This window comes from Candidatus Symbiopectobacterium sp. 'North America', from assembly GCF_015762685.1.
Lineage (GTDB): Bacteria > Pseudomonadota > Gammaproteobacteria > Enterobacterales > Enterobacteriaceae > Symbiopectobacterium.
Window position 1 is genome coordinate 54,172 of sequence record NZ_PEHF01000049.1, and the last position, 23,180, is coordinate 77,351.

The following is a 23,180-nucleotide window of genomic DNA, read 5'->3' on the forward strand; positions in this document are numbered from 1 at the left end:
TGGTTATAAGGGCGAGGTATTCGAATTTATAGTCTCGATTTGATGAAGATGGTTGCGATTTTTTTGGTTATTCTCTCACATGTTTCGCTCTATTTTATGAATCGGGATCCTCAGGACTTCGGGATATTATTTATTCGTCAGACCGGACAGTTTGGGGTGGCGATGTTTTATATGGCGAGTGGCTATTTTTGCTGAATAATCGTCATGAGGATCAATTTCGCTATGTTATGACAAAATCCAAAGCCATCGCGATCGCACTGATTTTCTGGCTACTTTTTTATTATCTGTATGACACTGTTGTACTGACCCGCGTGCTTGATGTACCACATTACGATTTCTGGGCGTACCTCAATACCGATCGCAACGCGAGTGAGGCCTGTCACCTGTGGTTTTTATTCTCGATTATTGGTCTCTATTTTATCGTGCCATTGCTGCGTCCGGTGTTTGTTAATGCCAACCGCCAGACGCTGATGTATGTCATTATTGCGCTCTTCCTATAGGCTAATTTGACGCTGATAGAGAAGATCATGAATAGTCTGTTTGGTATCCCCTCGTTTATTCATCCGGCATTATTAATGTCGAGCCAGGTATTTGGTCTGGTCAGTTTTCTGATTGGCGGCTATTTTGGATTGGTGTATCAACCTACCTCATTATCGGCACGTCACTATTTACCGGGAATCGAGCTGGCATTACTCAGTTTTTGTGTGTTGACACTGCTAACTCAGCACTGGGGAATTGTCTTTTTTTACGGGAAGTTCTATAACCTGCCACTACAACTCTCAGCCATTTGCGTGTTTTATTTGATGTTACATACTCGTTTTACCTGGCTGGAAGGGATGATCGGTCAGGTCGGTAGTAAAACGTTGGGAATTTATCTGGTGCACAATATCTTCGTCATAGAGATTAACAACACCGTGCTTTATGATCGACTGTACCCGATGTTCAGCTTTTTATCCGTCTATGGTTTTATTGTTCTCTATGGCGCGTTGACCTTTGCGATGTCATACCTGATTTGCTGTCTGTTGAGCCGGTTGTGCTGGATAAACCGGGTAATTAGCCTGTAGGGGCGAAGGGGCACCCCAGGGAGCTTGAGCTTATACGCGATCGCGCTTATGTTGCACCTTTTCACGAATTCGCTGTTTGTCCTGCTCGGTAAGAAACGCGACGGCTAATCCATTGCGCTGAGCCTGGCGAATTTCATCGGTGGTTAGGCCAGCCTGTGGGGCAGCAGTGAGATATTCGTGCGTTATTTCGATACCTTGCACCGCTGGATCGTCAGTATTAATGGTTGCGGGGGATACCGTGACGCAGAAAATGGGGCAGAGGGTGTTCTGCTAACGACATGACGGTACTGGTTTGAATATTTGACGTCAGACAGGATTCAATGGCGATCTGTTGCTGCGCCATATGTGTCATCAGCGTTTTATCCACAATGGCGGCTACGCCGTGACCAATGCGCTCTGCACCCAATTGCCGAATAGCCTGCCAGATACTTTCGGCATCCGCTGCTTCACCGGCATGAACCGTAATATGCCAACCGTTATCACGTGCCTGACAAAAATGCGAAGTAAACAGGCCGCCCGGAAAGCCCAGTTCATCCCCAGCGAGATCGAGTGCCACGATCTTGTCGCGGCAGGCTTGCAGGGTGTTCAGTTCTTTCTGGCACGCCTCAGATCCAAAAGTACGGCTCATGATACCAATCAGTTGGATATCGGTGTCGTAATCGCGACACCCTGCCTGTATACCATCGATAACCCGCTGTGCCATATAATAGGGTGAGAATCGCAGCTCGGTATAACCAAGACCGGCGCGCACCGCATCTTCCACGTTTTCATAAGCAACACGGCGGCAGGCATCGAGAGAACCGAGCACGGCCACGCCCCAATCCAGTTTTTTCAGGAAGCCAAGCAGATTAGCCGCTTTGTCGATGACCTGTACGTGTGGGATCAGCGTTTCAAGCGTCTGCGCGGGGAGGGTGACGTTAAACTGGCGTGCTAAATCGAGGATCGTTTGTACGCGAATATTGCTATCAAGGTGGCGGTGAATGTCTGTCAACGGGATTGAAGGATCGATCATAATGGCTTCTTTCGCTCCGCGCACCAAGGCACGTTGAGCCGTTAAATTATTAACGTACTGTTTAGTATAAACAATAAGGCATGGAATACCATTGCTGATTACACTAATGGGCGATTTCTGCCTGTGCTACGCACCAGACGAGGGATCACTCGCACATAGCAGGATTTCGCGATCAGTTCGATCAATGTTTGTGCAACCAGGATCGCCGGCAGTACCGGCATAGCGTCGGGGATCGATAAGGCTAGCGGCAGGATCACTAACGAATTACGCGTAGCGCAACTGAATGCCACGGCACGCCGGCTGTCGCGGGCACCGGTAACCAACCGGCAGCGTTAGCGGTGCGTTGCACGATCAAAAAGCGCGGTTGGATGTGTTGTAATAAACCAGCGCCGATAAGCGGCATCAGGATCAGCCAGATAAACGCTTGCGCAAACGGGGCTGGCGAGATTAATGCCGCAGCAGCGTCATCCAGGAACAGCGCCAGATAAAGCGGTAGCAACAGCAGCGGGGTGCAGGCAAGCAAACGGGCGGCGTCACCGCGTTCTAGATGGCAGAAGGTCACAATGTAATCGATACAGGGCGCTAACAGCACCAGCAGAATGCCAAATTGCACCAGGGGAACATCCGGCAGCAACGGGCGGGTAAGCAACAGTAATAGCGGGACCCCGATGAAATTGGCTGCCAGCAGAGGGCCAATAAAACGAAGATTGCGCAATCCATCAAGCAAGGTCACCAGAGGCACCTGCATAAAGGTCACGAACAGCATGATGGCTACGCCGGGTTGATCAGGCTTACCCAACCCTCTGTTGCAGCGAAATAAAGTACGCTCTGGCGTGACTCGAGTGTGTGTTTATCCAACGCTATGACCATTCACTCAGTGGATTTTGGGGACTACCGCCTGCCAGAGCGCGCAGGCGGTAAAGACATTACTGCGCTTGCGGGGGGACAACTGCCGGTGAGTTTTGAGCTTCTGGCTCGGCATCATCGCCTTCGTCGCCTTCATCGGTAGGGATATCGATAAAGGGGGCAATAAACTCCTCCAGTGAGATTTTACGCCTGTTGAACTCAACCTGATTGTCCGCATAGTGCAGCGAACTGGTGATGGCATCATCTTTGGTGACAGTGATTTGGTTCATTTCGCCTACGCCAGCCAGCATTTTCACTTGCTCTTGCGCACTGGCGATCAGTTGCTGATGTTCCTGATCCGATTGTGCCTGTCCTTCGGCCTGAACGATACCTTCAGCCAGCATCGCCATTGGTGCGTTCAACGTCACATCCAGTTGCTTAACTGCACGACGGATCACGCCTTCTTCATCGCTTTGTGCCGGTGGCGTTAGCGCTGTAGATTGTGCCGGATTACTCAAATTGAGCGAGGCGTTGAGCGTGCTCTCACCTTTGGCATTTTTCCAGCTCAAGGGGGAGATGGTAAAATTCGGGTTGCCTTTCAGCAGGCTGGGCAGGGCATTGCGTAATGATTGCCCCAGTTCATACTGAAAACGCAGTGGGTCCATGGCAGACGGCGACTCCAGGAATGATGCACTCAACGTCTTATAGGTTTTGGCGAACTGCTGCGTCGCTTCGCCATCGAGTTGGTTAAAGCTCAAAGCAAACTTCATGCTACCCAGATCGCGATCTTTGAGCAGCAGTGCGTCTAATGACAACATTATCGCGCCAGAGATGTTTTTGTCGTCTTCGCTTATGGTGCTTTTGATCACGAAGTTATTCAGCGTGACAGGGTCACTTGTTGGCGGCGTCACCTTCATTGATTTCAGGGTGAAGCTACCGTCGCCGAGGTCCAGATTAAATTTGCCGCGGTCGTTGTTCGCTTCCAACCCAAGGCCTTCAAGAACGATAGTCTCTTTGCCGCCTTCGTAGTTGGTAGTTTCTGATAAAAAGTGAGAAACCGTGCCTGAAATTCGGCTGCTACGCAGATCGTGAGCAAGGTCTAGCGCAATATCGGTGCCGCTGAAGGCAAATTTGGTGCCTTCACTGTCAATATCGAGTGGGCGCAGAGAGATAACTGAAGCGGTATCTCCATTGAATGCCACGCGCGTTTCTGCGCTGAAGAACGGTTGGTTCTGAAGTACATCAAACAGTTCTTTGGTCGCTTCGCTGTTAGCCAGTTCGCTGTGAATATGCGCCATGCTGGGACGTAAATTCATTTTTTTCAGCAGAGCGAGCGGAAGTGGCCCGTGTGAAACGGTTTCGTTGAGCACTATTTCGAGTTTGGGTGCTAACGGACGCGTTTCTGATGCAGAACCATCAGGCTGTAATACCAGTGAAAACGTGCTGCTGAACACACCTCCCTGATAATCACGATACACCAACTTGAAACCTGAATTCGGATAGGCTTCCTGCAACTGCTTGTTAAATTCAGCAGTAACCGTATCGATATTTTGTGCTAATTGCTTTCCCGTATACCATGATGCACCTGTCCACACGGCGCCCAGTGCGATGATAACTCCGACGGCAACCAGAGACTTCTTCATAGTGTGATTCCTTTTCTAAGTAAGCATCCCTTAAGGGGAGAAAGTGTCTAACCATTATACACGCGTGCCAGTCGTCCACTTCCCTCTACGCTGACGGGAGACTCTGACGCACGCAAAAAGCAGGATTCGCCGGGGCGAAGCGTAAGCCGCTGACTATTTTTCATCAATGTGGCCTTTCCATCGATACAAAAGACAACGGCTGCGCTCTGTTGGTTCAGCGTTTGTGGCTGATCCTTCAGATGATGCAGGGAAAAGGCAAAATCGGCGACAGGTACGGGAAAATAGCAGGTTTCACCGTCTTCAATCGGCTGAGTTAACAGCTGGTTTGCCAGTTTGGGGATAAATTTCACATTCGCCAGCAGTTCAGGAATGTCGATATATTTAGGGGTGAGTCCAGCCCGTAGTACGTTATCCGAATTTGCCATCACCTCCAGCGCTACACCGTTCAGGTAAGCATGCGGGGTTTCCGCATAAAGAAACATCGCTTGTCCCGGTTGCAGCGTGATGACATTGAGCAACAGCGGAGAAAACAGTCCGCTGTCGTTAGGGTATTCCTGAATGATGTTGCGCAGCGTTGCCCAGGGTTCACCCTGCTGTGAGGTGAGTGCGGCTTTTAACACTGCCAGAGCGCGATCTTTGATCTCTGCGCGCATACTCAATAAGTTGGCAAACAGCATCGACAGATTTTTGTCATCGGGCTGCTGCAAATAGGCGGTGATGGACGGATGTGCACTGGCTACGGGCTGCAATAGCGCCACAATATCGTCGTGCTCACGAAAACCGTTCATCGCTTGAAAGAGCGTTAAGGCAAACACCAGCTCTGGCTTGTGGTTGGCATCCTTATAGTTGCGATGGGGCGCATCGAGCGGGATTGCGAGTTTGTTCTCTTTGGCAAAACCTTGCTCTGCTGCGGGTTTGCTCGGGTGAACCTGGATGGAGAGCGGTTGCGCCGCGCAGAGGACTTTAAACAGAAAAGGCAGCTCACTAAACTGTGCCGCGATCGCCGTACCCAATGTCCCCACGGGCGTATCGTTGATGACGTCACGCAAACGCTGCTCCTGGCCCTGCTCATTTACCACCCACGAACTGCTTTTGGGATGCGCACCCATCCAAAGCTCTGCCATTGGTAGATTGTCTTTATTCTCAATGCCGTAGAGTTCTGTTAATGCTGTTGTGCTTCCCCAGGCGTAGTGCTGGATGCTATTGCGCATTTTTTGCATGTTCACACTCGATTGTTATGTGATTTGTTAATATATGTGACTATAGAGGTTAATAAATGCATTGAATATGAATACACTGCCTTTGCTTGCAGACGATGGTGCTTGATGTGCATGTTAATGTTTTCTCAATCGCGATGCCAGACAAGGCCATGATCCCCGTCCTTTTTAGGAATGTTAGGAGAAAAAACCAATGATGACACGTATCGAAAAAAATTCCATGGGCCCGATTGATGTTACTGCCAATAAGTTGTGGGGGGCACAAACGCAGCGTTCTTTGGAGCATTTTCGTATCTCTGAGGAGAAAATGCCGCAAGCGCTGATTTTTGCCTTGGCGTTGACCAAACGTGCGGCCGCACAGGTCAATAACACGCTTGGCCTGCTGCCGGATGAGAAGAGCGCAGCGATCATTGAGGCCGCCTATGAGGTACTGGTTGAGAAACACTCCGGCGAGTTTCCTTTGGCGAGCTGGCAGACCGGTTCCGGCACGCAAAGCAACATGAACATGAATTAAGTGCTGGCCAACCGCGCCAGTGAAATTCTGGGAGGGGAAGGCGGTAATGCGCGTTTGGTTCATCCCAATGATGATGTTAACAAAAGCCAAAGTTCGAACGATGTCTTCGCACGTAGCTGCTGTCATTGCCCTCAACACTCATCTGTTGCCTGAGCTTGACGCGCTGTTGGTTACGTTACAGGACAAAGCCGAGGAGTTCAGCGATATCGTTAAAATCGGTCGCACCCATTTGCAGGATGCAACGCCGCTGACCTTGGGGCAGGATATTTCCGGTTGGGTCGCCATGTTGCAACATAACCGCAAGCACATTGAGAACAGTATAACCCATTTGAGCGAGCTGGCACTCGGTGGCACGGCGGTGGGTACGGGACTCAATACCCACCCTGAATACGCGGTTCGCGTTGTCAGCGCGCTGGCTGAATTGACCGGACAACCGTTTGTTACCGCCCCCAATAAATTCGAAGCCTTGGCAACCTGTGATGCGCTGGTGCATGGCCACGGCGCGTTGAAAGGGCTGGCTGCGTCACTGATGAAAATTGCCAACGATGTGCGCTGGCTGGCATCCGGTCCGCGCTGCGGCATTGGCGAGTTGAGCATTCCGGAAAACGAGCCGGCCAGTTCCATCATGCCGGGGAAAGTGAATCCAACCCAGTGTGAAGCGCTGACCATGCTATGTTGCCAGGTGATGGGCAACGATGTGGTGGTGAATATGGGGGGCGTCGGGGAATTTTAAGCTTAATGTTTATCGCCCCATGGTTATCCATAATTTCCTGCAATCGGTACGTTTGCTGGCGGACGGCATGAAGAGCTTTGATGAGCATTGCGCCATTGGTATTGAGCCTAACCGCGATCGTATTGAACAGTTACTGAATGACTCTCTGATGCTGGTTACTGCGTTAAACACCCATATTGGTTACGATAAAGCCGCAGAGATTGCCAAAAAGGCGCATAAAGAGGGATTAACGCTTAAAGCCGCTGCGCTGAAACTCGGTTATTTAACCGAGTCACAGTTCGATGAGTGGGTGCGCCCGCAGGATATGGTGGGTAGCCTGCATATCGGATAAGGGCTGAGCCTTACGCGCTTTCATCCAGATAGAGGTGAAGGCGCGGAATCAGCAGCCGCAGCGCTTTCGGTCTGAATTTGGGTTGAGCGCTGTCAGCCAGGTAGTTTCCCAGCTCACCAATGACTGGAATGCGTGACGGATCGCGGCACAGCACTAATAAAGGTGACGGGCAAGGGTGTTGCACCTGTTTCTGCGCATCTTGATACTAAACCCGGGCGATCGGCTGTACTTTCACCGGTCGTTTAATCTTCAACACCGCGTCTTGTGGTAGTTTTTTAATATCAATAAGCTCCTGGGTGACCCGAGCGTGCCACGTGGCTTTTTCTGTCGATGAAATTCCTCGGGTTGCCTGAAGGCTTTTTTCCAGTTTTTCTAATACTGCCTCGCGCGTCAATGTATTCACCACATGCTTATTGGCCCAGCCAAAGCGCACTGTGTCGGGTTCGGTTAACAAGGTGAGTGAGCGATAGGCACTCAGTGTGATTAATCCGGGCAGGTGGGCGTGTACGAATTCAAACCGTTGCTCGGTAGCCAAACCGGATTCACGGGTAATCAACTGCTCCAGCTTTGCTTTCAAGGTGTTAATCGCCTCGACGGCATGTCGGATATGCTCGCATTCAGCCTCCGACACCAAAAAACACAGCGCACCGGGTAAGCGAATAGCAGCTTTGCTACTTACCGTCTCAGCATAATGATGGATAAATAAACGCTGGAAATGCGCCAGGCCCGCCTCACAGGCCGCTTCGCTTTGTAACGCCGTGACAGGGATCTGGGTGATGGGATCGTGCTCTTTCCCTTTTTCCACGGTGGGGAGAGTGAACACTCGTGCGTTGAGCAGCGTAAGCGAGGCCAAACGCTGGCGAAATTCTGCAAGCTGTTGTTCCAGTGAAGAAAAAGTGTCGTGAAGGGCAGCAATCAGTTGATAGTGGTCCATAGCACCTCAGGGATAACGGTCTATTTTAGTTACAACATACTTATAATGTGTCAAAACTATCCAAAGTCAGCAATAGTGTTATCAAAAAGGTCTCCAGTTGCTGTTCATCTTCGGCCAAACCACGGGGAGACGGTATAGTGAAGCGGAACCTTGCTGCCATGTTAACTGTTGGTTGGCATCGATCATGCCGAAATAGCGGATAGTGGAGTAGGGTTCAAAATCCCCCGCTTTGAAATAAAAGCCCGGCAGGCGCAGGTCCAGAGCCAACAAGCACAGCATGGCGCCAACTGCCGCGGTGGATTTCGGGTTCTCGATACGGCCGAATTTATTGAACGGATACCAATCGCTGGTTTGGTAGCCCATCCAGTGACACGATACGGCTGATGGGCAACGGCTTAAGGTAACGGAACAGTGCCTGTATGCCGGGGAAACGCGACGGGCGACCGGTAAGCAGCAACACATCACAATCATAGAGTGCCACTACCTCGCACAGAGAACGCAAATTTTGCGTGATGCTGATGCGGTTGGATAAAAACTCGCCGTGCAACTTGCTTAGCCGAACGATAAGCGGCGTGTGCAGGATATCAAACGCGGCAGCATCCGCCGGTTGTTCACGCTGAATTTCGCCGTTCAAATAGTCCAGCATCTTGCTGGTGGGACGTTGCGGCAGCAGTTCGGCGCTCATGTCGAGCGGATCTAACCCTTCATAGGCTTCGAGGATCGCACGCCCAATCGGCATCAGGATTTGTAGGGTGGACTGCTGACGCAGGGTAGATTGACCATCCATTCTGCCCGCGTTGCCAAACAGCTTGTCCATCAGGCTGTCCGGCGTGGCGATCCCGGCTTTTTTCAGTGACGCATGCAGTGCAGCCAGCACGTAGAGCTGGATCATATCCAGCAAGATATCGTCGCCCGCCACTTTGAAACCTTCGCGGAACATCAGCAATGGGCTGATTTTGACGTTACTGCCGATACTATCATCCAGCGTATACTGTGTTACCGCGAGATCGGTGGTACCACCGCCGATATCAATCGATGCAACGCGCAAAGTTTGTCCTGGTTGCTCATCGGCATCGCACACCCGGTCTGGCCGCGCCTGGCTAGCGAAAAAGGCTTTGGTGTTGCCACCAAAATTGACCTGACTTTCGTTGTAGAGATAGACCATCTGGCCGCAGGTGGCTTCATCCCACTCCATTTGCATGTCAGGCACGGGGAAGCGGCTGGCCGCTTTCTCTTGTTCCGTATTGAAGCCATCATCCGCCGGGTGCCATCCCATCGTTTTCCAGACCAGACCAATGGCTTCTTGCATGCGACGGCGGAATATCTCGCGCTCAGGTTTTGGCATGGCGGAGGGCAGCGTCAGAATGATGTTACGCAGGCGGCGCGGTGCGCTGTCATTCATCATTTTGGCGCGCTGCGCCGCACTGTTTATCTGGCTCAACGCCTGTGCCAGCAGTTCACACAGCATCAGCGTCATCAGCGAACTGCGGCTATATTGTGCGGAAAATACCGGAAGACGATCGTTGAACGGCACAGTAAACAGCGGCTGGCCTTCATTATTGATCAAATGTGTGAACGGTGCGGCGATAGCGTGCGGCTCCAGCGCGGCGTTGCCGACGGTTTTGCTGAATCGCCAGCCGGGAGTGTAGCTCTCTTCATCCCACATATACCTGCGTGGGCTAGAGAGCCCGCTGGCACCTTCGGTGCCGAGGCGCGCCAGCGCCATACGGCTGGCTTCCCGGCCAACGCACACGATGGAAGGCCAGAGGAAGGCGTCTTCGCGGCCACTTTCCAAGGAGAAATTGGGCTTGCCAAACTGCGCGTGCGCAAATTCGATGCGACTTTCAAACATCTCATTGTAGATCTGATGCGGTTGTTCCAGATCGCGCAATTGCAACTCATAACTCTAGCTCAGCCCGTTATGCGCCTCCGGATGGTCTTCGACCAGAATGCCGCAGGTGTGCGAGTTGCCCACATACAGAATCAGGTCAACGGAGATATCCGGCTCTTGCCGTGTGCCTGCAACCAGGGTAATTTCCGGGATCCGCAATGCTTGCCCAGCATATCCAACAGGTTCAGGTAGTGCGCCTGATACTCAAAACCACGCAATGCGGTGCGTTGGTCCGCTTCACTGCGCTGTTCACGCTCGGTGGCATGGTGGGTAAAGACTTCGCGCAGCCAGCCATCGACCCGGGTTAAATCGAGAAACTCCCCCAACTCTTCACTGTGATACGCCAGCGTAAACTTCAAACCGGCAGTAATGTCGCTTTCGGTCGGGGCGAGCAACTCGTTCTCATCGCCGTCAGAATAGACTTTGGTATCGAAAACGATGCAGATACGGTGAGTATTGCCATCCTGATCCGGTCTTGGCAGGGTCACGACCTTCATGCGTGCCCAGTTATCCGGGCCACCAATAAAGGTACGCGGTGGGTTGAAGCGCATAAACGGGAGCGGCAGCCAGACATTGCTCAGTAGCTATCGGCATCACCAGCGCATTTTTGTCTACCGGCTTGGTTTCTGCAACTACCGTTTCAACCGGTGGCGTGCTGGGGGCCGGAGCGGGTTTCTGTGCCACCAACAGCGCTGTTTCTGGATGCGCAACCAAGGGCGCTTTTTCCGCTTCTGGCGGCGTTTCAGCAGCAACAGGCGGTGGCGCTATCGGTGTGGCGTTTTGTGCGACGGCCTCAGCCTCTTTGGGTTTTTCCGTGGCGGGCAGTACACGTTTTTCCGGCGTATGTGCAACCACCGGTTCTGAGGTTATCAGTTTACCAGGCACGCCAGCGCACCCGCGAGTGCCATGCCCGGTGCAACCCACCACCAGCGACGCAATGCCGATTTTCCTTGAGCCGCTTGTTGCACCGAAGGGAGAGCGGCCTTGGGCGTTTCTTCTGGTTCATTTTCCGGCTCAACCGGTAACGACGCCGTCTCAGCATAGACAGCGGCAGCGTTGGGTTGCGGAATGGGCGGTGCAATCGGATCGACCAACGGTTGTGCCGTGATGACCGGTAAGGCCTCGCGCAGGCACTCTAAAGCATCAGTTCGAGGTTTTTGGTCAAGATTAATAAAACCCCAAAAGGTGATGACGGGGTGGCCACCGACCAGATAAACGTAATTTGCGGCGGGGAATTGGAACGCCTTGGCGAGCAGGGCACCAAATCGTTGCTGCGCCGCACTGTCTGATGCCAACGCGCGTTCACTCAATGCCGCAACGGTGGTCAGGCAGTTTTGCAACTGCTCCAGCGCTGCCTCCCGTTCCGCTTCGCCAGCGGCTATCCATGAGGTGATTTTTCCTTCGCCGGGAGCGTACCAATCAAGACGATCGCCCGTTTCATTCGGTTGCGGAATGGCCAGACAGTCAGCGATAGTTTGTTGTCGCCGTAAACGCAGAGTTTCTCGCAACTGAAGAGCCGATGCATACTCCGGTTGCCCATTTTCGCCCAGCGCAAAGAATCGGCCAAACTTCCGCTGCGTAGTAATGATTTTGCCAAGAAAGAGACCTTATTAAATGGAAGGTTAAAATCTGAAATCAAATCAGTTTACTATAAAATGTACTCTAAACCGGAAATGGCAATGTCAAACGGATAAAGAAACGACAAAACCACTAAATATTTGACCTATCAACGCCGTTTCTTGGGTTTAGCGTCGCGCATGGGCGGTTTTTTTCTATGAACTGTCGTTTTCCGAGTATGCCGTGCCTTGTGATGCGGGAGGGAGGGAAACTGACGTCTTTTCGGGCACAAAGGGCATCCACCATAACGGTGGGGTGGATAATGAATAACTGTCCACCACTTCACCCAGACGTGGGCAAAGCACCTGAACGCCTTTCTGAGCGGCCAACGCGCAACTGCGCTGTACGGGTTCTGTCCAGTGGTGCAGTGACAGCGTAAACATGCCCCAGTGAATAGGAACAAAGGTGCGCGGTGCCAGATCGAGTACCGCTTGCAGGGTTTGTTCCGGAGTCATGTGAGAATCGGGCCAGCGCCGGTTGTATTGACCATTCTCGACAAACGCAAGATCGATAGGTCCAAAGCGTTCTTTGATGGCCGTGAAGTGGTCATCGTAGGCGGAATCTCCGCTGTAATACAGCGTTTCATGCGGGCTTTGTAGTACCCAGGAGCACCAGAGCGTGCGGTTATGATCGAAGGGGGTGCGACCGGAGGCATGACGCGCTGGCGTCGCAGTTAATCTCAGTGTCTTCCACGCGCATTCCTTATACCAATCCCGTTCGGTAATGCGCTCTGCGGCGATCCCCCATTTTTGCAGGGTTTTTCCCATGCCAAGCGGAGTAACAAAATGGGTTTTCTTATCGCGGAAAAAATAGATGGTTACGCGGTCCAGATGATCGTAATGGTTGTGTGAAAGCACGATCACATCGATAGCGGGCAACGCTTCCATCGGGACCACCGGTGGTTGAAAGCGTTTGATGCGAAAAGGAAAGGGAGCAGCTGATGCAGAAAACACCGGGTCGATCAGTACGGTGACGTCATCCATGTTCAGCAACAGACTGGAGTGACCAAACCAGATGACGCGGGTTTTATTATCAGGTTTGAGAAACTCCCGCCAATTCGGCGTGACTTCTGGCAACCGCTGTTCCGGCATACGGGATCGTGCAGTAAACAACAAGCGCCTGAGTACCGAAAGCCGTTCACGCCAGCCTATGTGCAGGTATATGCTGGGTCGCACGTTGTGAAAACGCTGGTCAGCCGTAGAATAGTGGGGAGGCGTGGTGTTCGATATCGCCTTTTCGGTCATGGTATCACTCCGCCTTAAGGTGAAATTATGCTGTCTGAGTAAAAAAGCCACATGACAGCGTCATGCGTGTTTAGTATGCTAAATAAACCTTGATTGACGATGACATAACAATATCATGATGTTATCTCAGGTAAGACAGGGTGCGTTATCCAGTAATAAGTTATTGCTCATTTGTGGCACCGGCTGGCTGCTGGCCGCGTTAATCGCCTACTTCCTTTACCCCTGTCGAGTGTCAGCTGGCGCGGTGCCATGATCCTGTGTGCGTTGCCAGCCTTCTACGCGCTATACCTGCGCTTTCGTTTGCCGGATTCGCCGCACTATCTGCAACTGTGCCAGAAAGAGAAAAAAAGAGCTTTTCGCCATAAGATTGCTGCACTCTGGGCACCGGAGCAACGGCGCGCCAGCGTGATGCTGTGGATTGTTTGGTTTTGCGTGGTGTTCTCCTATTACGGCATGTTCCTGTGGTTGCCGAGCGTGATGATGCTCAAAAGGCTTGATATGGTGAAAAGTTTCGGTTATGTGCTGGTGATGACGCTGGCACAGTTACCCGGCTATTTTACCGTTGCCTGGCTGATTGAACGTTAAGGGAGAAAAGCAGTACTGGTGGTCTATTTACTGGGAACGCTGATCAGCGCCTATTTTTTCGGTGTTGCGACCAGTGCCCCACAACTGCTGCTCTCCGGATCGCTGCTGTCGTTTTTCAACCTCGGGGCCTGGGGGGCGCTTTATGCCTATATGCCAGAACAATACGCAACATCGATTCGTGCTACCGGTGCAGGAATGGCAGCGGCAGTGGGGCGTATCGGTGGGATCTTTGGCCCGCTATTGGTCGGCGCTTTAGTCGCTAGCGCCGTGCCAATCAGTGGTATTTTTGCCTTGTTTAGTCTGGCAATACTGCTTGCTGTCTTTGCGATTATGCTGCTGGGACAGGAAACGCGACAGCGTGCACTGTAGCGCCTGGCATCGATCGAATGAAAAAACGGGGGCCAGGTGGCTCCCGTTTTTTTGCCTGTTTTACAGAAACGTTTAGTGCAATAGGGCTAACATCAAAGATGACGATGTCACTTATTGAAGGTTAAAAAGGGTAATTAATCCTTGGAAATGCTATAAAACGATTAAATATCGCAACGGTTTAGCGATGATTTAATAGCAACCGCATAATTATTATTAGAATAAAGTGCCTGTTTACTTGCTTATTGTAATGTTTGTTGCTGTTAATTATCGCCAAGGAGGTGAATTTTTCTATGATATTCAATTCTGTTTCGTCAACCACTCGCCCACATGGGCTGAAATTGCTCACCGTGGGGTTACTGGCATTGATTGTGGCCGGATGTTCTACGCCGCGCTCAACGTTAGTCGATCGCGGCGATTACATCGTGGATACCACTCATCCGGCTAAAGGCCAGAATGAGCGTGTCCGATTTCTGATTTTACATTACACCGCGCTGAATGATGCGCGTTCGCTAGAGGTGTTAACCCAGGGGCAGGTCAGCGCGCATTATCTGGTTGCGAAAAATCCACCGCTGCGGGATAAAAAACCCGTAGTGATGCAATTGGTGCCAGAAGATATGAGAGCCTGGCATGCGGGTGTCAGTAATTGGAATGGCCGGGTAAATCTCAATGACTCTTCGGTGGGCATTGAGATTGTTAACCTCGGGTTTACCGATAACATGCTTGGCGTTCGTACCTGGTATCCTTACAATGAAACGCAAATCACCGCGCTTGCTGCGCTAACCAAAGACATTATCAAGCGTAACAACATCACGCCGGATAATGTTCTGGCGCACTGCGATATTGCACCGCTGCGCAAACAGGACCCTGGAAAACTGTTCCCCTGGAAACGGTTTGCAGAGATGGGCGTCGGTGCCTGGCCTGATGATGCAACGGTGAACAAGTATCTCGCCGGACGGCAGCCGAGTGCGCCGACCGATGTGTTGACGCTTCAGAGAGCATTACATCAGTATGGTTATGATAAAATTCCGCAAAACGGTGAGTTGGATAAAGAAACACGTTTGACAATTAGCGCGTTTCAAATGCACTTCCGCCCATCGAATATTGAAGGTAATGCCGATGCACAAACGGAGGCGATTGCCAAAGCGCTGGTGGAAAAATATCGAACTTGAACCCGTGACAACCCTTTCTACTGCCAAGGAATTGCTCAAACATGCTGAACTATCGACGTTGCTTTTTTCTGCTGTGTTTGGTGTTTGGTGTGTGGAGTGCTGGGGTGCAGTAGTAAGGGGAAAATTATTCCTCCCGCTGTGGTTGAGGCTCCCGTCTGCGTTTCTCCGGCTATGCCGGAGAACGTCAAGGGTGTTTGGTTAACCACGCTTTCTGGCCTTGACTGGCCGACGTCTGCGTCAAGTGATGAACCGTCAGATGAGCGCCGCATTGCGTTACAAAAACAGGCGCTGATCGACAAACTGGACAATCTGGTTAACCTGAGCGTTAACACGGTCTTTTTTCAGGTAAAGCCGGATGGCACAGCGCTATACCGCTCGGCGTTACTGCCATGGTCTGATGTATTAACTGGCGTGGTGGGTAAAGATCCCGGTTACGATCCTTTGGCCTTCATGTTGGCTGAAGGTCATAAGCGTGGATTGCGCATTCACGCCTGGCTCAATCCCTACCGTGTGACCAGCAATACCCAGCCGAAAACCGTGGCTGCACTGCGCCGCACTCTTAGTGCGTCGACCTCTAGCGTCTATGCGTTGCACCCAGAATGGATACGCACGGCGAGCGATCGGTTTGTGTTGGATCCCGGTATCCCAGAGGTGCGTCAGTGGATCACCAATGTGGTGGTGGAACTGATTAACAACTACGCCGTAGATGGTATCCATTTTGACGATTACTTCTACTACGAAACCCCCACGTCCCGTTTGCAAGACGATGCTACCTATAGGCAGTATGGACAGGGGTTTGTCGTCAAAGGGGACTGGCGGCGCAATAATACGTTGCTATTGATTGAGCAAGTATCGATGGCAATCAAAGCGGTCAAACCGCAGGTTGAGTTTGGCGTCAGTCCGTCGGGCGTGTGGCGCAATGCAGAGAATGACGCTCGCGGTTCGGATACGCGCGGTGGTGCGGCCTATGACATCTCTTATGCAGACACTCGGTTGTGGGTTGAACGTGGCTTGATTGACTATATCATCCCGCAAATCTACTGGCCCTTTTCACGAGAAATCGTCCGTTATGACACACTGGTAAAATGGTGGGCGAATGTGGTAAGGTCAACAAAAACGCGCCTCTACATTGGTATCGCACTGTATAAAGTCGGTGTGCCTTCGCAAAAGGAGCCTGATTGGGCGCGGGACGGCGTGTCTGAACTGCGGCGGCAGTTGGCGCTCAATGAAGCGCTGCCGGAAGTGAAAGGTAGCGTGCTCTTTCGTGAGGGATTCCTTCATCAACCTCAAACCGTACCGGCGGTGGATTATCTCAGAAAGCACTGGGGTAAATAGCGGTAAAAGCGACGTTGCGGCGAAAAGCCGCTATATTTTCTGTTGTAGAACAGACTGTCCGACGCGCATTTGCAAAAATGGATTTTATCGCGTGCGGCAGGATTTAAACGTCGTGTTAACCCTAAGCAGGCCACCATGAAAACACCTGTATTTTCCGATGATATGTTGCTGTTAGCCGCATTAGCTATCGTCATGATGGGGATCAATCTGGCGGCATCCATCCTCTCCATTATCCTGCTCTCCCTGTTTTTGGCTATCATGCTTGAGCCGGTAGTGGCGCTATTGTGTAGAACACGCTTACCTAAGACCATGATCGCGCTTCACTTTTTTCTTTTGATTGCAAATAGAATTGAAGCTCGATTTCATTTTATTAATCTGCATGGGGTGAGAAGTGAAATATCAGCCATTCTCCGGTATTGCTGCTGCAGTATCCGTTTCTTTGCTGTTAGCGGCTTGTCAAACTGCAACATAGCCACAGCCACAGTATCAGCCTTCATTCCCAGGAACGACACAGCGGCCCGTGCTTTCCAGCGATGAGGCCGCGCGTTTTACGCAACAGCACTATTTTGCCTATCGTGGCCTCTATGATTCGCCCATTGCCGACGCCTGGACACCACAGCCTATCAATATCGCTTCAGTGAATACGCCCTATGTGGTGGGACCGACCAAAGGGATTGATGGCGCTAGCTACACACAGATTCAAGATGCAGTGAATGCGGCATTGCAGCAGCAAAAAGGCAATCAGCGTATTTACATCAAAGTGCAGCCAGGAACTTATATCGGCACGGTCTATGTGCCTGCTGAAGCGCCGCCGATAACGCTGTTTGGCGCAGGTGATGCACCGGAAAAAACCATCATCTCACTCGGATTGGACTCGATGATTTCTCCGGCCACCTACCGCACGATTGTTAATGCTAATCAGCAATATCAGTCTGGCGATCCTGCCTGGTATATGTATGACGTTTGCGCATCAAAGCAGAACAAAACGATTGATACCACCTGCACAGCGGTTTTATGGTCACAGAGCGATGAGTTTCAGTTAAAAAACCTGACGGTGGTGAACTCGCTGTTGGATACGGTATTGCTTGCAGTTTACCGGGCCTTCCGGTGCCGATGCCGTTGAGGCCTCGCTAAAACTGGCTAAAAAAGTGACTGGTCGTTCTGGTGTGATCAGTTTCTCCGGGGGGCTATCACGGTATGACCCACGGCGCGCTCTCTGTCACAGGTAACCTGTTTCCCAAAGAAGCTGTTGATGGCATGATGCCTGAAGTGCAGTTTATGCCTTACCCGAACCAGTACCGTTGCCCGCTGGGCATCGGTGGTGAGGCTGGCGTTAAAGCACTGACCTACTATTTTGACAATCTGATCAACGATGTCGAAAGTGGGGTACGCAAACCTGCTGCGGTTATCCTTGAAGCCGTTCAAGGTGAAGGGGGGGCAACCCAGCTCCGGCAGAGTGGTTGCAACGTATTCGTAAAGTGACTCAGGAGCATGGCATTATCCTGATTATCGATGAAGTACAGGCTGGCTTTGCCCGCACCGGTAAACTGTTTGCGTTCGAACACGCAGGCATCGAACCCGATATCATTGTCTAAAGCGGTCGGTGGCGGTCTACCGCTGGCAGTGCTTGGTATCAAAAAGCAGTTCGATGCCTGGGCACCGGGTCACCACACCGGTACTTTCCGTGGCAATCAGTTGGCGATGGCCACTGGTCTGATCACGTTCAAAATCCTCAAAGATGATCGAATTGCAGATAAAATTGCCGCCCAGGGTGAATGGCTGAAAGCCAAGCTGGCCGAAATGCAAAAACGCTACCCGGTGATTGGTCATGTGCGCGGTCTTGGTCTAATGATCGGCATTGAGATCGTAAAACCTCATGAAGCGCAGGATCAGATGGGATGCTACCCAGCTGACGGTGAGCTTTCTGCACTGTTGCAGAAAAAATGTTTTGAAGCGGGTCTAATCCTTGAAAGAGGTGGCCGCAACGGTTGCGTATTGCGTCTGTTACCTTCGCTGCTCGTTTTCGCGCATTGATCTTAGCGACTTGGCCGCAAAATTGGCACAGGCCGACGCCAATGGCGAGCAAGTGCTGGCCATTGTTGCAACAGCTGGAACCACCGATGCCGGTGCCATTGACCCCTTAGTCGAGATTACGGCTATGGCTGCCGAACGGAACATCTGGCTCCATGTTGACGCAGCATGGGGCGGTGCGCTGTTGCTTTCTGAGAAATATCTCCATTATCTGGATGGTCTTGAGTTAGCGGATTCCGTCACATTGGATTTCCACAAGCAATTCTTCCAGACCATCAGCTGCGGCGCATTTTTGCTGAAAGATGCCCGTCATTATGAGTTGATGCGCTATCAGGCGGCTTACCTCAATTCAGGCTTTGATGAAGAGCAGGGTGTGCCTAATCTGGTGTCGAAATCGCTGCAAACTACGCGCCGTTTTGATGCGCTGAAATTGTGGATGGGCCTTGAAGCATTGGGTAAAAAAACAGTATGCCGAAATCATTGACAATGGCGTAACGCTGGTACAACAGGTTGCACAGTTTGTGTCCGAGCAGCCGCATCTTGAGTTGGTGATGCAACCGCAACTGGCCAGCGTTCTGTTCCGTTTCCGCCCGGAGTCTGACGATGCAACAACTGTCGCTTTGCTGAACCAACGCATTGGTGACGCACTGCTTGCTTCTGGCAGCGCAAATGTGGGTATTACCGAAGCTGACGGAGTGACTTGTCTGAAACTAACCTTGCTGAATCCTACTGTTTGCCTGGCAGACGTTAAAATCTTGCTGGAAAGTGTGAAAGCGTGCGCGATGCAGTTACTAAAAGCGTAACGATCTGAAAATAAAAAGCCGACAGCATTTCTGTTGTCGGCTTTTTTACGCTCACAATATATCAGAAACTATACTGAATCCCCATCCGATAGCGTGTTTGTCGATGATTCCCTTTGTCTACCGCGGGGACATTACCGATAGTAAGGTAAGGGTGCCAATTTTTATCCCATTGATAGCTCAATTTAAAATCATGGCTAAACGCATATTTCTTGTTTTCTGACGGGTTGGTTTTTTGCTCGTTGGAATTTTGATAATCCAGCTCATATTCAAACGTATAGTCATTAAGAAACTTATACGCCATCGTTGACGTTAAATTATAACCTTTTTCGGATGTTTGTTTCTGTGTTCCGATATTTTTACTGATTCGTTTATAATAAGGACCATAGGTCAGCGATACGGAGAAATCGTCGGTAATATTTGCCTTACCGCGCAGATAAGGGCGATAGCTATTGTAGTCGGCAGTCGACTCCAACGAAAACCCAGGTTCCAAAAAGAAGGTCTTGTTAACATCATACGTATAGCTGGCTACCACCTCCGTACCGCTACTGACCCGTTCGCTGAACGGGCTTTTTTCTGATTTATCATTGGCATGCTGAGCCCAGCGCGCTTCTGCTGATAGCCCAAAACCTTGCTCAAAAACCGTGGAAAATCTAAAGCTATCATTGTGCTCTCCGTTTGATGAATCTTTAAATTCATGCTGATAATCAATGGCAGTAGCATGTGCGTTGAGTGTGACCAATGAAGCCATTGCCAACGTAACTAACTTTAATTTCATTATATCTCTCCGAGAAAAATAACATTAACGTCAACAACTCCGCAGACAAAAGCAATCCTAACCGTGTAAAGACAACGGTGTATTAATGTAATGCACCAAGATATTGGAGCAGAAATTCAATATTAAAAATCGTTACATTTATGACTCGGCTAAGAGTATAGTAGAATCCACACTGATAAAATAAACCGATAGGCAATAAACGTGCTGGAAGAGAGTTTTTTCAATCTGTGAAAAAATGGTGGCTTATTTACTATTAACTTATCGGAAAACCTAATCTGATTTCTTATGAATGCGCTAGTTTTCCCTAACGGTATTGAATAAATCAGAAAATTAATGAATCTACTACTCACCGTGGAGTAGGGAGGATTGAAACGATCCTATCAACCGCAAGCGAAAGCGTTGAGGATAGAATGGTTCTGATTTGGTTAACAAAATAGGCGTTATACTTATCATGCTACGTTATGATGCGGCGTTATAAAAAGCGTCGATGCGCCAACTACTTATGAGATTTTTTATGAAGACTGTCTCTCCCGCTATTTTGGTTAAAGCCACACTGTGTCTATGCTTTTCCAGCATGGCATTAGCCGCCCCAAATGTAACTTAGATGCAGAAGCCTATGGTGTAAAATCAACGTCTGAGGATATGCTAGCGTGGATGCAGGCCAATATGAATCCTGAACAGGTCACCGATCGCATACTGCAAAAAGGGCTTAATATTGCGCAGACACGCTACTACCGCACAGATGCACTTTATCAAGGACAGGGGTGGGAGATGCTTGATTTAATTTAACATAATATACATTATGCGAACCAATGGATAAGGAGGCGGAATCTGGCTCTGTGGCCAGCGTGATTGCTTCATCCGGTGTCGCTGATACGTTCTCTTATCTTCGACCCTCAAACGTCCTGAGTCGCTGTTATGGCCATAAAGCAAACCCTGTTTGCAGACTGCTAATCATTGTACCGCCTGTCGGCGGCCAGTTAACACTGTGGTATAAACTCTAGGTATCTGCCTTCCATGCGCGATGCTCATCCACCAATACAGACGGTCGCCACATTGAAGTGAACATGATGAAATACACTATCAGCATTCATCAAACACATCTCAACTACTGATATTGAATATATATCGGCTGAGGCTGTAAACTCAGCACTTCAGCCTTGGATAACAGTCTGTGTGGCAGTTTTCTAATATCGTTCTTGTAGAAAATCTTGATGCCTGGATACAACACCCTGTGTTCAGCAGAGACGACTTTTTCATAGGTTGCCATTTTGGTTTCAGGAGCTCCCCACCCGTCCATGCTCAATATTACCTGCACGTTAGGATCTGATTTTACTTTATCAAACCCCGTCACCATCTTTTTAGTAAAACGGTGAATCACTAACACTTTCGGTGGCAGATTATTTTTCACAACCAATGTTGAAAGATAATCAACGACTCTGTTGATATCCTTGTCGTTAATTGTTCCAATTCTCGCCCCCGGAATGGTTTTTCCCATCATGATAAATTCAGGGTCTATGCCTAGATGCACATCCGGTTGAGTAAGAAAAGGCTCGAGGCGGGATATCTCACGGTGTAAATCGCTCAGTCCGGGCTGAACGTCCAGAATCAGAACTGCACCTGGTGTCATCCTCACCAAAGACAGGGCTTTCTCTATTTGCATGTTACTCATACGGTTACGATAGAACCCATCTCGTCCAGGCTGGTTGCTTGCTACGGTAGCAATATACTCTAATCCTGGAATGACAGGCTTTGATGGGTCTGCCTTTTCCCATTCCTGCGCTTCAGCGGTTAATTTTTTCCACAGTTCAGGGGCAGGATATTCACCCAGTATTCCCATTCTACGAGAGTTGAAATTACCATAATAAACAACCAGTCTGTTTGCCGGAATAATCCCTGTTCGGCCGATTGATGCATAAAACTTGTCGATACCATCCATCTGTGGCGGTGTTGTTGATAGGGTGCCTTGGGCATTAGTAGGTAAAAAAACATTCAACGTTGTGGTAACCATTAATACCCAAAGTTTCTTCATAAGAGTCCTTTCATTTTTTCCTGGTGATACATTCACTGGTTATAATCTGAAGCAAAATAACGGCCAGGCCATATATATAAGCAGTTGACGTTCAATGGCATTGAAACCAATGTAAAATTAGCGAATTTGCTCTACAATGGATTTTCTAACCCACCACGAGATGCCTTCCTATGGCCAGACTGACACAGAAAGACATGACAGAAAGTGAACAGCGACAGCTCAAAACGCTGCTGGATCAGGAAAGGAAAAAACGAGGTCGCACGTTAACCAACGCAGAGAATAATCGTATTAAAGACGACTATATCGATAAGTTGATGAAAGAACGGGAGGCGGCAGCTAAGCAGGCTCGTTCAGAGCAGAAGAAAAATAAATTCAAACCTGATGCTAATGCCACCTATGAATGGTCTGCCAATACCCATGTCCGGGGACGCCGTTAGGCGCGTTGTTATGTAGGGCATTTATCGACATTCCTGGTTAACCACGCAGTGGTAACCGGTACCATCCGAAAAATAAATAGATGATACCGGACTTTAGTGACGTACTGAGCAACCGTTAGCGTGTGCCGGGCAGTGCCAACGTTGATTCTGCATCCAGACGGAAATGCTCAATGGTCTGTGCCAGCAACAAGGATTGCTCCTCAAGCGAACTGGCCGCAGCGGATATCTCCTGCACCAATGCTGAGTTTTGCTGGGTTACACCATCCATTTCATTGACGGCAATGCTGACCTGGCTGATACCTTTTACCTGCTCATCTGATGCTGTAGCATTTCACCGATGATACTTTGTACCGAACTGATCGCCTGCGTCATTTCCTGCATGGTTTTACCGGCATCATTCACCAGTTGAACGCCACTGCCAACGCGCTGGCTCTGCGTTGTGCCAGATTACGTACTTCTGAAGCCACAACGACAAATCCCCTTCCCTGTTCCCCTGCCCGTGCCGCTTCGACAGCGGCGTTCAGTGCCAGGATATGGGGTTTGACGGTCAATGATGTAAAAAACCACGCTAAGGAGATAATTGATTGTTTACATAAAG

General features: G+C 50.2%; 19 protein-coding genes and 8 pseudogenes. 14 read left to right on the forward strand and 13 right to left on the reverse strand.

Going from position 1 to position 23,180, the window contains the following annotated elements:
* Window positions 1-24: 24 nt before the first annotated feature.
* The 3 genes from CS369_RS25170 to CS369_RS10965 are packed head-to-tail and all read left to right on the forward strand — an operon-like array spanning window position 25 to window position 1,064.
* Window positions 25-195, forward strand: a complete 171-nt coding sequence (locus CS369_RS25170) for an acyltransferase family protein (RefSeq protein ID WP_374191053.1) — start codon at window positions 25-27, stop codon at window positions 193-195.
* Between the two features lie 32 nt (window positions 196-227).
* Entirely contained in the window at window positions 228-500 is a 273-nt protein-coding gene (locus CS369_RS10960) for a hypothetical protein (RefSeq protein ID WP_196907109.1), read from the forward strand.
* Between the two features lie 27 nt (window positions 501-527).
* Window positions 528-1,064 carry a hypothetical protein gene (locus tag CS369_RS10965; protein WP_196907110.1) on the forward strand — a complete coding sequence of 179 codons (537 nt, stop codon included), beginning with the start codon at window positions 528-530 and terminating at the stop codon, window positions 1,062-1,064.
* 30 nt (window positions 1,065-1,094) lie between these two features.
* On the opposite strand, the pseudogene add reads toward CS369_RS10965, so the two are convergent.
* The 5 genes and pseudogenes from add to manA form a co-directional block, all read right to left on the reverse strand.
* Window positions 1,095-2,076, reverse strand: a pseudogene (gene add, locus CS369_RS10970) (adenosine deaminase).
* A 98-nt stretch (window positions 2,077-2,174) separates the two neighbouring features.
* Window positions 2,175-2,366, reverse strand: coding sequence for a hypothetical protein (locus CS369_RS23525; RefSeq protein ID WP_244664941.1), 192 nt, complete (start codon window positions 2,364-2,366; stop codon window positions 2,175-2,177).
* Window positions 2,333-2,875, reverse strand: coding sequence for a hypothetical protein (locus CS369_RS10975; RefSeq protein WP_244664942.1), 543 nt, complete (start codon window positions 2,873-2,875; stop codon window positions 2,333-2,335). The genes CS369_RS23525 and CS369_RS10975 overlap by 34 nt, the downstream gene beginning before the upstream one ends.
* A gap of 127 nt (window positions 2,876-3,002) precedes the next feature.
* Complete coding sequence (locus CS369_RS10980; protein WP_196907111.1) at window positions 3,003-4,565, reverse strand: YdgA family protein; 1,563 nt, start codon at window positions 4,563-4,565, stop codon at window positions 3,003-3,005.
* Between the two features lie 47 nt (window positions 4,566-4,612).
* On the reverse strand, window positions 4,613-5,785 hold the full coding sequence (gene manA / locus CS369_RS10985; protein WP_196907112.1) for a mannose-6-phosphate isomerase: 1,173 nt from the start codon (window positions 5,783-5,785) through the stop codon (window positions 4,613-4,615).
* 190 nt (window positions 5,786-5,975) lie between these two features.
* Between manA and fumC the strand changes: the two are divergent.
* Window positions 5,976-7,360, forward strand: a pseudogene (fumC, locus tag CS369_RS10990) (class II fumarate hydratase).
* 10 nt (window positions 7,361-7,370) lie between these two features.
* On the opposite strand, the pseudogene tus reads toward fumC, so the two are convergent.
* The 5 genes and pseudogenes from tus to CS369_RS11015 form a co-directional block, all read right to left on the reverse strand.
* Window positions 7,371-8,294, reverse strand: a pseudogene (tus, locus tag CS369_RS10995) (DNA replication terminus site-binding protein).
* Window positions 8,295-8,453: 159 nt separating this feature from the next.
* Window positions 8,454-10,769, reverse strand: a pseudogene (locus tag CS369_RS11000) (virulence factor SrfB); the annotation flags it as partial.
* The gene (locus CS369_RS11005; RefSeq protein WP_196907113.1) at window positions 10,693-11,070 is read right to left on the reverse strand and encodes a hypothetical protein; all 378 of its coding nucleotides are present in this window, start codon (window positions 11,068-11,070) and stop codon (window positions 10,693-10,695) included. The gene CS369_RS11005 and the pseudogene CS369_RS11000, both read right to left, overlap by 77 nt.
* A complete protein-coding gene (locus CS369_RS23535) occupies window positions 11,055-11,693 on the reverse strand; it encodes an SrfA family protein (RefSeq protein WP_374191052.1) in 639 nt (212 codons plus the stop codon). Before CS369_RS23535 ends, CS369_RS11005 begins: the two co-directional genes overlap by 16 nt.
* Before the next feature lie 264 nt (window positions 11,694-11,957).
* Window positions 11,958-13,046 (reverse strand): MBL fold metallo-hydrolase, encoded by a 1,089-nt coding sequence (locus tag CS369_RS11015; protein WP_196907114.1) that lies wholly within the window; start codon window positions 13,044-13,046, stop codon window positions 11,958-11,960.
* 249 nt (window positions 13,047-13,295) lie between these two features.
* On the opposite strand from CS369_RS11015, the gene CS369_RS24590 reads away from it, so the two are divergent.
* From CS369_RS24590 to CS369_RS11055, 8 genes and pseudogenes are all read left to right on the forward strand, one after another.
* On the forward strand, window positions 13,296-13,631 hold the full coding sequence (locus tag CS369_RS24590) for a hypothetical protein (RefSeq protein ID WP_196907115.1): 336 nt from the start codon (window positions 13,296-13,298) through the stop codon (window positions 13,629-13,631).
* Between the two features lie 18 nt (window positions 13,632-13,649).
* Entirely contained in the window at window positions 13,650-14,000 is a 351-nt protein-coding gene (locus CS369_RS24595; protein WP_196907116.1) for a hypothetical protein, read from the forward strand.
* A gap of 290 nt (window positions 14,001-14,290) precedes the next feature.
* A complete protein-coding gene (locus CS369_RS11030) occupies window positions 14,291-15,169 on the forward strand; it encodes an N-acetylmuramoyl-L-alanine amidase (protein WP_196907117.1) in 879 nt (292 codons plus the stop codon).
* 171 nt (window positions 15,170-15,340) lie between these two features.
* A complete protein-coding gene (locus CS369_RS11035) occupies window positions 15,341-16,504 on the forward strand; it encodes a glycoside hydrolase family 10 protein (protein WP_196907128.1) in 1,164 nt (387 codons plus the stop codon).
* Between the two features lie 135 nt (window positions 16,505-16,639).
* Window positions 16,640-17,041: a hypothetical protein gene (locus tag CS369_RS11040; protein WP_210769489.1), complete on the forward strand. Its 402-nt coding sequence runs from the start codon at window positions 16,640-16,642 to the stop codon at window positions 17,039-17,041.
* Window positions 17,025-17,627 carry a pectinesterase family protein gene (locus CS369_RS11045; protein ID WP_196907119.1) on the forward strand — a complete coding sequence of 201 codons (603 nt, stop codon included), beginning with the start codon at window positions 17,025-17,027 and terminating at the stop codon, window positions 17,625-17,627. The genes CS369_RS11040 and CS369_RS11045 overlap by 17 nt, the downstream gene beginning before the upstream one ends.
* A pseudogene (locus tag CS369_RS11050) lies at window positions 17,584-18,526 on the forward strand (diaminobutyrate--2-oxoglutarate transaminase family protein); the annotation flags it as partial. The gene CS369_RS11045 and the pseudogene CS369_RS11050, both read left to right, overlap by 44 nt.
* Window positions 18,522-19,338, forward strand: a pseudogene (locus tag CS369_RS11055) (aspartate aminotransferase family protein); the annotation flags it as partial. The pseudogenes CS369_RS11050 and CS369_RS11055, both read left to right, overlap by 5 nt.
* A 61-nt stretch (window positions 19,339-19,399) precedes the next feature.
* On the opposite strand, the gene CS369_RS11060 reads toward CS369_RS11055, so the two are convergent.
* Window positions 19,400-20,113, reverse strand: coding sequence for an oligogalacturonate-specific porin KdgM family protein (locus tag CS369_RS11060; RefSeq protein WP_196907120.1), 714 nt, complete (start codon window positions 20,111-20,113; stop codon window positions 19,400-19,402).
* Window positions 20,114-20,713: 600 nt separating this feature from the next.
* Between CS369_RS11060 and CS369_RS11065 the strand changes: the two are divergent.
* Window positions 20,714-20,893 (forward strand): annotated as a pseudogene (locus tag CS369_RS11065) (class C beta-lactamase); the annotation flags it as partial.
* A gap of 328 nt (window positions 20,894-21,221) precedes the next feature.
* On the opposite strand, the gene CS369_RS11070 reads toward CS369_RS11065, so the two are convergent.
* A complete protein-coding gene (locus CS369_RS11070) occupies window positions 21,222-22,145 on the reverse strand; it encodes a hypothetical protein (RefSeq protein WP_196907122.1) in 924 nt (307 codons plus the stop codon).
* 170 nt (window positions 22,146-22,315) lie between these two features.
* Between CS369_RS11070 and CS369_RS11075 the strand changes: the two genes are divergently transcribed.
* Entirely contained in the window at window positions 22,316-22,582 is a 267-nt protein-coding gene (locus tag CS369_RS11075) for a DUF3811 domain-containing protein (RefSeq protein ID WP_196907123.1), read from the forward strand.
* 115 nt (window positions 22,583-22,697) lie between these two features.
* Here the strand turns inward: CS369_RS11075 and CS369_RS24600 are convergent.
* Window positions 22,698-23,180: pseudogene (locus tag CS369_RS24600) on the reverse strand (methyl-accepting chemotaxis protein); the annotation flags it as partial.

What these genes read in the sequence shown, in the direction of transcription:
- CS369_RS11075 (WP_196907123.1), top strand. Translation starts at nt 22,316, where the DNA reads ATGGCCAGACTGACACAGAAAGACATGACAGAAAGTGAACAGCGACAG.
- CS369_RS11040 (WP_210769489.1), top strand. Translation starts at nt 16,640, where the DNA reads ATGAAAACACCTGTATTTTCCGATGATATGTTGCTGTTAGCCGCATTA.
- CS369_RS11060 (WP_196907120.1), bottom strand. Translation starts at nt 20,113, where the DNA reads ATGAAATTAAAGTTAGTTACGTTGGCAATGGCTTCATTGGTCACACTC.
- CS369_RS11070 (WP_196907122.1), bottom strand. Translation starts at nt 22,145, where the DNA reads ATGAAGAAACTTTGGGTATTAATGGTTACCACAACGTTGAATGTTTTT.
- CS369_RS11030 (WP_196907117.1), top strand. Translation starts at nt 14,291, where the DNA reads ATGATATTCAATTCTGTTTCGTCAACCACTCGCCCACATGGGCTGAAA.
- CS369_RS10980 (WP_196907111.1), bottom strand. Translation starts at nt 4,565, where the DNA reads ATGAAGAAGTCTCTGGTTGCCGTCGGAGTTATCATCGCACTGGGCGCC.
- CS369_RS24590 (WP_196907115.1), top strand. Translation starts at nt 13,296, where the DNA reads ATGATCCTGTGTGCGTTGCCAGCCTTCTACGCGCTATACCTGCGCTTT.
- CS369_RS11015 (WP_196907114.1), bottom strand. Translation starts at nt 13,046, where the DNA reads ATGACCGAAAAGGCGATATCGAACACCACGCCTCCCCACTATTCTACG.
- CS369_RS11035 (WP_196907128.1), top strand. Translation starts at nt 15,341, where the DNA reads ATGCCGGAGAACGTCAAGGGTGTTTGGTTAACCACGCTTTCTGGCCTT.
- manA (WP_196907112.1), bottom strand. Translation starts at nt 5,785, where the DNA reads ATGCAAAAAATGCGCAATAGCATCCAGCACTACGCCTGGGGAAGCACA.
- CS369_RS10960 (WP_196907109.1), top strand. Translation starts at nt 228, where the DNA reads ATGACAAAATCCAAAGCCATCGCGATCGCACTGATTTTCTGGCTACTT.
- CS369_RS10965 (WP_196907110.1), top strand. Translation starts at nt 528, where the DNA reads ATGAATAGTCTGTTTGGTATCCCCTCGTTTATTCATCCGGCATTATTA.